Genomic DNA, 6,252 nt, shown 5'->3' with positions numbered 1-6,252 from the left:
GGGTACTGCCGCAGCCCCGGCGGGGGCCGCCGATGGCGGCAGTTCCGGCCCGGCCGCCGTGGATCAGACCACCGTCGCGGGCCGGGCCGATGAGCGCGACGCCGGCGAGGAGGTCAACGGCATGCTGCTGTGGGCGCTGCCGCTGGCCGGCGCCGCCGGGATGGCGATCGTCCTCGCCGGGCTGTGGTCGAGGCTGCGTCGTGACCGCCGCCACGGCCCGGCGTCCCCCCGCGGCGAATGAGCGCGTCCTCCCGGGCGGCCGGCGGGCAGACTGGAGCGGTGGCCAGCCGCTATCTCTACGACACCGAGTTCATCGAGCGCTCGGAGGGGGGCCACCTCTGGCTGGACCTGGTGAGCATCGGGATTGTCAGCGAGGACGGCAGCCGGGAGTACTACGCCGTGTCCACCGAGTTCGACCCGGCCTTCGCCGTGCCGTGGGTGCGGCGCAACGTCCTGGACAAGCTCCCGCCGCCGTCCGACCCGAGCTGGCGGACGCGGGCGCGCATCCGTTCCGACATCGTCGCCTTCCTCGGCGCAGCCGGGCCGCCGGAGCTGTGGGCCTGGTACGCCGCCTACGACCACGTGGTGCTCTGCCAGCTCTTCGGCACGATGACCGACCTGCCCCGGTTCCTCCCCCGTTTCACCCGGGACCTGCGCCAGCTCTGGGAGGAGGTCGGCCGGCCACCGCTGCCGCCCCCGCCGTCCGACGCCCACGACGCGCTCGCCGACGCCCGGCACAACCTCGACCGCTGGCGGGTCCTGGCGCCGCTGCGGGCCTGCCCGGCCCCGGCCCCCGCGCGGTGAGGATCGTGGCGAAACTTCCGTGAAGTACGGCCGCCGGGCCGGCGAATTCCCCGCGCCACGGGCGGCGGATGTGTTTCTTCGATCCTCTCCGTGGGATTACGCTTCCGAACTGACAGGAGCGGCTCGTCACCGGTTGATGACCATCGGGTGGCCAGGGGAGCCGGGCGCGAGAAAAAGAAGATCGCGCTTTCTTCGGCCCGCCAGGAGGTGCATGGAATGCGGATCGGGGTACTTACAGGCGGTGGGGACTGTCCCGGGCTGAATGCGGTCATCCGGGCGGTCGTCCGCAAGGGCACGGATGTCTACGGATATTCTTTCGTGGGCTTCCGGGATGGTTGGCGAGGTCCGCTGGAGAACGCTACCGTCCCGCTCGGGGTGGAGGCGGTACGCGGAATTCTCCCGCGTGGTGGCACTATTCTCGGATCCAGTCGCACAAATCCCTACAAGGAGGACGGCGGTGTCGCGCGTATTCGGCGGACCCTGGCCGCGCACGGCGTCGACGCGCTGATCGCGATCGGCGGGGAGGACACCCTGGGGGTGGCTGCCCGCCTGCACGACGAGGGCATCCCGGTCGTCGGCGTGCCCAAGACCATCGACAACGACCTGTCCGCCACCGACTACACCTTCGGCTTCGACACCGCTGTCAACATCGCGATGGAGGCCATCGACCGGCTGCACACCACCGCCGAGAGCCATCACCGCGTCCTCATCGTCGAGGTGATGGGACGCCACGCGGGGTGGATAGCGCTGCACAGCGGGCTGGCCGGCGGGGCCAACGTGATCCTGCTGCCGGAGCGGCCGTTCGACATCGACAAGGTCTGCGCCTTCGTCGAGCACCGTTTCGCCTCCCAGTACGCGCCGATCATCGTGGTGGCGGAGGGCGCCGTCCCGGTGGCCGGTTCGCTGACCGTCAAGGAGGGGGAGCTCGACGCCTTCGGCCACGTCCGGCTGCAGGGGATCGCCGCCGTGCTGGAGACCGAGATCCGCGGGCGGACGGGGCGGGAGTCCCGCGCGACCGTGCTCGGCCACGTCCAGCGGGGCGGCACCCCGACGGCGTTCGACCGGTGGCTGGCGACCCGCTTCGGCCTGCACGCCATCGACGCCGCGCACGACGGCGCCTGGGGCACGATGGTGGCGCTGCACGGTACCCGGATCGACCGGGTGCCGCTGGCGGAGGCGACCCGGGAGCTCAAGCTGGTGCCGGAGGAGCTCTACGCCGAGGCCGAGGTCTTCTTCGGCTGAGACGCCCGCCGCGAAGGGCCGGAAAACAGCTGCGAAGGATGAAGCGGCCGAAACGCCCGGAAAACGGCTGAAACGGCCGCGCGGGGCCCGGGCGGCCGGCCGGGAAGCGGCCGTGAAGCCGGCGGCTGGCCGGCTGCCGCAGGGTGGCACGGGCGGGTGGCGCGGGACGGTATGACACCGGGGATTGCGCGACGTGCGCCCGTGCCCGGGCCGTACCCTGTATCACTGTGGAGGAACTCGACGCCTGGCGGGCCCTGCCGGCCAAACAGCAACCGAACTGGCCGGACCAGGGGGAACTGGCCGCCGTCCGCGACCGGTTGGCGACACTGCCACCGCTGGTTGTCGCACCCGAGGTGCGGATTCTGACCGAACGGCTCGCGGCGGTCGCCCGGGGCGAGGCATTTCTGCTGCAGGGCGGAGACTGCGCGGAGACCTTCGCCGCGAACACCGCCAACAAGATTCGCGACAAGGTGAAGACGCTGCTGCAGATGGCGATCGTGCTCACCTATGGCGCGAGCGTGCCGGTGGTCAAGGTCGCCCGGATCGCCGGCCAGTACGCCAAGCCCCGCTCGGCCGACATCGAGGCCGGCACCGGCCTGCCGTCCTACCGCGGTGACGCGGTCAACGACATCGCCGCCACGGCGCGGGCCCGCCGGCCCGACCCCGGCCGCATGCTGGACGCCTACCATGCCAGCGCGGTCGCGCTGAACCTCATCCGTGCCTTCGCGACCGGCGGGTTCTCCGATCTGTCCAAGGTGCACGAATGGAACAAGGCGTTCGTGCGGGATTCGGCGGCCGGGCGTCGTTACGAGGTGATGGCGACCGACATCGAGCGGGCCCTGTCGTTCATGGCCGCCTGTGGTATCGATCTCGAGCGCACGCCGACACTGCACGGCGTCGAGCTGTTCACCAGCCACGAGGCGCTGCTGCTGGACTACGAACGGGCGCTCACCCGCAGGGAGGACGCCACCGGCTCGATCTACGATCTTTCGGCGCACCTGCTGTGGATCGGCGAACGGACCCGTGACCTCGACGGCGCCCACGTGGACCTGATGTCCCGGATCGGCAATCCGCTCGGCTGCAAGGTGGGCCCGAAGGCCTCGCCCGACGAGGTACTGGCCCTCGCCGACCGGCTCAGCCCCGACCACGTGCCCGGCCGGCTCACACTCATCACCCGGATGGGCGCCGGCCGTATCCGCGACGTCCTGCCCGCGATCGTCGAGAAGGTCAACTCCGCCGGGCATCCGGTGGTGTGGTCGTGCGACCCGATGCACGGCAACACCCGGGACGTCAACGGTGTGAAGACCCGGCACTTCGACGACGTCCTGGACGAGGTGCTCGGCTTCTTCGAGGTCCACCGGCAGCTCGGCACCCATCCCGGGGGGATCCACATCGAGCTGACCGGGGACAACGTCACCGAGTGCCTCGGTGGGGGAGAGCGTATCGGTGAGGCGGACCTGGCCGGCCGGTACGAGACCGCCTGCGACCCGCGGCTGAACACCGGTCAGGCCCTGGAGCTCGCCTTCCTCGTGGCGGAGATGCTGCAGCAGATCAACGTGGCCCGCTCGCAGAGGCACTGATCCCGACGGGGTGATCCCACGTCCCCACGGGGTGATCCCGCGCGGTGGCCGCGGGCCGGTCTTCCTCCCGGGCCGCGGCCGAGGGCCCCAGGGTGGTGATCCCGGCCGGGAACGCCCCGGCCGACAGGCGGCCAGGGGCCGGCCCGCCCGTCAGGATCAGGCGGCTCCGCCGGTGCTGGTGCCGACCGGTTGGACGGGGCCGCCCGCATCGGCCGGCGGCGGGCTCTCCGGCGCGCTGGGCGCGGGCGCGCTGGGCGCGGGCGCGTCGGTCGGGACGGCCTGGGGCTCGGAGGCCTGCGTGGCCGGTGCCTGCGGGCTGTGGACGGCGCCCGCGGAACGGGCCGGCCGCGGTGATGCCGCCGAGGGGCTGACGCTGGGGTGGGCGGCGGGGCTCGCGGCCACGGGAGGGGTCAGGACGGCGAACGGGACCGGTTGCGGTGAGTGTGAGGCGTCCGCCTGGCCGGGGGCGCCCGCCGCCGGTGGGGTGTTCTCGCCGGTGCTGAGGGTGCTGTGGACGCCGTGCACGTAGTCGAGGGCCTCGGCGGTCATGGCGTGCAGGGGGCCGTCCGGCAGGTTGTCGAGCAGGACGTGCAGGTCCCGCGACTGGTCGTCGGTGAAGTCCTGGACGGTTCGCAGCGCGTCCTCGCTGCCCCTGCGGGCCTCGGTGACCAGGACGTTCCCGCCGGCGGACGCTTCCTGCTGCCAGGCCGTCAGCAGGTCGTGTACCTCGATGGTCTTCTTCGGCAGCCGCCCGTTATCCATGATCGAATTGATCTCGTTGAGCCTGGTGCGGGCGATATCAAGATGGATCTTGGCTTTTTCGACCGGGCTGCTGGTGAGGTCGAGCTGGATGTGCTCGACGCGCAGCTTGAGCCCGTACAGCGGCTCACCGGGGACCGCCCGATGGGTCCCGACGGTGATCCCGGTCACCACCACCGACACCGCGAGGGCGCCGAGCAGGACCGGACGCGGGCCGGCGGTGGGCCGGGGGAGGGCCGTCGTCCGGGACGCGGTGGCCCAGGCGAACAGGCCTCGCTGGGCGGGCGTGCGCACCAGGTAGCCCGGGCGTCTCACCGGCGACGCGCCCGGGGCCGGGGCCGGGGCCGCCGGGGCATCGGGGGCCGTGGCGCCCGGCACCGGCGAGACAGCTGTCGGCGCGATAGCCGGCGCGATATCGGTGGCGGTCCGCGACAGCCCGGTGGTCAGGCTCTCGGCGAGCAGCTGGGCGCGCAGCGCCGTACGGAACTCGGGACGTGACGACACCGTTTCGCGGGCACGCAGCGCCGCGACCACGGCCAGCCGCTCGCGGTCACCCGGGTGAGCGGCCGGCGACCCGCTGTCGACCAGCCGGTCGAAACGCTTGGCTCGTCGCCCCGTGACTCGTCGCCCCGTGAGCAGTGCTCCCACCGGAGTCCCCCCTGTTTCCCCCTGTACGGTGTGCCGACCGGGGGTCGCTACCACCCGGATACACCGTCGGCCCCCATGATGACCAGGGACACCCCGTCCGGGCACGTATCCCGCCCCATGCCCGAGGGTGATTCGTCCGGACAGTCGAAGTATGCCGGGAAAAATGCCCCCCTGGAACAGCCGGGCGGCGATTACCGGAGCTATTCGACAGTGAGGGTCACCTTGGTACCTCGCTTGACCTTGCTGCCAGGGGGCGGATCCATGCTACTGACCACCGAGTTGTCGAAGAAGATGAAGCCGTTGCGCTCGGCCCGCAGCCCGTGGCGCTGCAGTTCGCGAGCCGCGTTCTGATATTTCTGGCCGGTGACGTCGGGTACCTCGACCAGGTCGCCGCGGTCCTCGTCGTCCAGCGGTCCTTTGGACACCAGCACTGTCACCACCGAGCCGCGGGCGACTGGCTGCCCCGGGTCGGGGGAGGTGCGGATGACGTTTCCGCTCTGCACCGTCCCGTCGTTGATGTCGAGCCGTGTCACCTTCAGGCCGAGGGCGCCGAGCTGGGACTGGGCCGTGGCGATGGGCATGTTGATCACATTGGGGACGGTCACCATGGCTGGACCGGAACTGACGATCAGCGTCACCTGGGCGCCGGCGGCGAGCTCGGTGTTGACGGCGGGCTCCGTCCTGATCACGTTGCCGGCCGGGATCGTGTCGTTGGCCTCCGTGCGTGGCGTCGCGGAGAGGTTGAGCTGCTGGCGGGTCAGCCGGGCCTGGGCCTCCGCCACCGACAGGGTGGCGACGTCCGGCACCCGGACCTTCGCCCGGCCCAGGCTCAGGCGTATCCGCACGGGGCTGCCGCGCGCCGCCCTGACGGCGCTGGCCGGCTCCTGCGTCATGACCTTCCCGGCGGGGATGGTGTCGCTGGTGGCGGCCTCGTCGTAGGCCACGGCGAACCCGGCGTCGGTCAGCGCCTGTACCGCCACGGACTGGTCGAGGCCTACCAGCGGGGGGATCGGCGTCGTGCCCGGCCCGGACAACGCCCTGGACACGACGATCCCGCAGAGCAGGACGACAGCCGCGATCACGACCGCCACCAGCGGTCTGCGGCCGCGGGGCCGGCGCGGCAGGAACCGGTGGCGCCAGTCGGGCGCCAGCCGGCCACCCAGGGCGAAACCGGCGGTCGCCCGGGGGCGGCTGCGCCGACGGGCGCCGCCACCATGGG

General features: G+C 72.1%; 5 protein-coding genes and 1 pseudogene. 4 read left to right on the top strand and 2 right to left on the bottom strand.

Annotation, left to right across the window (positions count from 1 at the left end):
- From NBX02_RS15770 to NBX02_RS15755, 4 genes and pseudogenes are all read left to right on the top strand, one after another.
- Nucleotides 1–241 (top strand): annotated as a pseudogene (locus NBX02_RS15770) (hypothetical protein); the annotation flags it as partial.
- A gap of 38 nt (nucleotides 242–279) precedes the next feature.
- Nucleotides 280–804 carry a polyadenylate-specific 3'-exoribonuclease AS gene (locus NBX02_RS15765; RefSeq protein ID WP_250286823.1) on the top strand — a complete coding sequence of 175 codons (525 nt, stop codon included), beginning with the start codon at nucleotides 280–282 and terminating at the stop codon, nucleotides 802–804.
- A 216-nt stretch (nucleotides 805–1,020) separates the two neighbouring features.
- Complete coding sequence (locus tag NBX02_RS15760; protein WP_445548467.1) at nucleotides 1,021–2,046, top strand: 6-phosphofructokinase; 1,026 nt, start codon at nucleotides 1,021–1,023, stop codon at nucleotides 2,044–2,046.
- Between the two features lie 227 nt (nucleotides 2,047–2,273).
- On the top strand, nucleotides 2,274–3,626 hold the full coding sequence (locus tag NBX02_RS15755) for a class II 3-deoxy-7-phosphoheptulonate synthase (protein WP_250286829.1): 1,353 nt from the start codon (nucleotides 2,274–2,276) through the stop codon (nucleotides 3,624–3,626).
- Between the two features lie 156 nt (nucleotides 3,627–3,782).
- Here NBX02_RS15755 and NBX02_RS15750 read toward each other — a convergent pair whose 3' ends face one another.
- Nucleotides 3,783–5,033, bottom strand: a complete 1,251-nt coding sequence (locus NBX02_RS15750) for a DUF5667 domain-containing protein (protein ID WP_250291975.1) — start codon at nucleotides 5,031–5,033, stop codon at nucleotides 3,783–3,785.
- A gap of 200 nt (nucleotides 5,034–5,233) precedes the next feature.
- Nucleotides 5,234–6,252 (bottom strand): Stk1 family PASTA domain-containing Ser/Thr kinase (locus tag NBX02_RS15745; RefSeq protein WP_250291974.1); only part of this gene is annotated, 1,019 nt, incomplete at its 5' end.

It is taken from the genome of Protofrankia sp. CiP1_Cm_nod1 (assembly GCF_920888515.1).
In the GTDB taxonomy this organism is placed as follows: Bacteria; Actinomycetota; Actinomycetes; order Frankiales; family Frankiaceae; genus Protofrankia.
The sequence above is the reverse complement of the archived record's forward strand: the minus strand, read 5'-3'. Positions and strand labels throughout refer to the sequence as shown.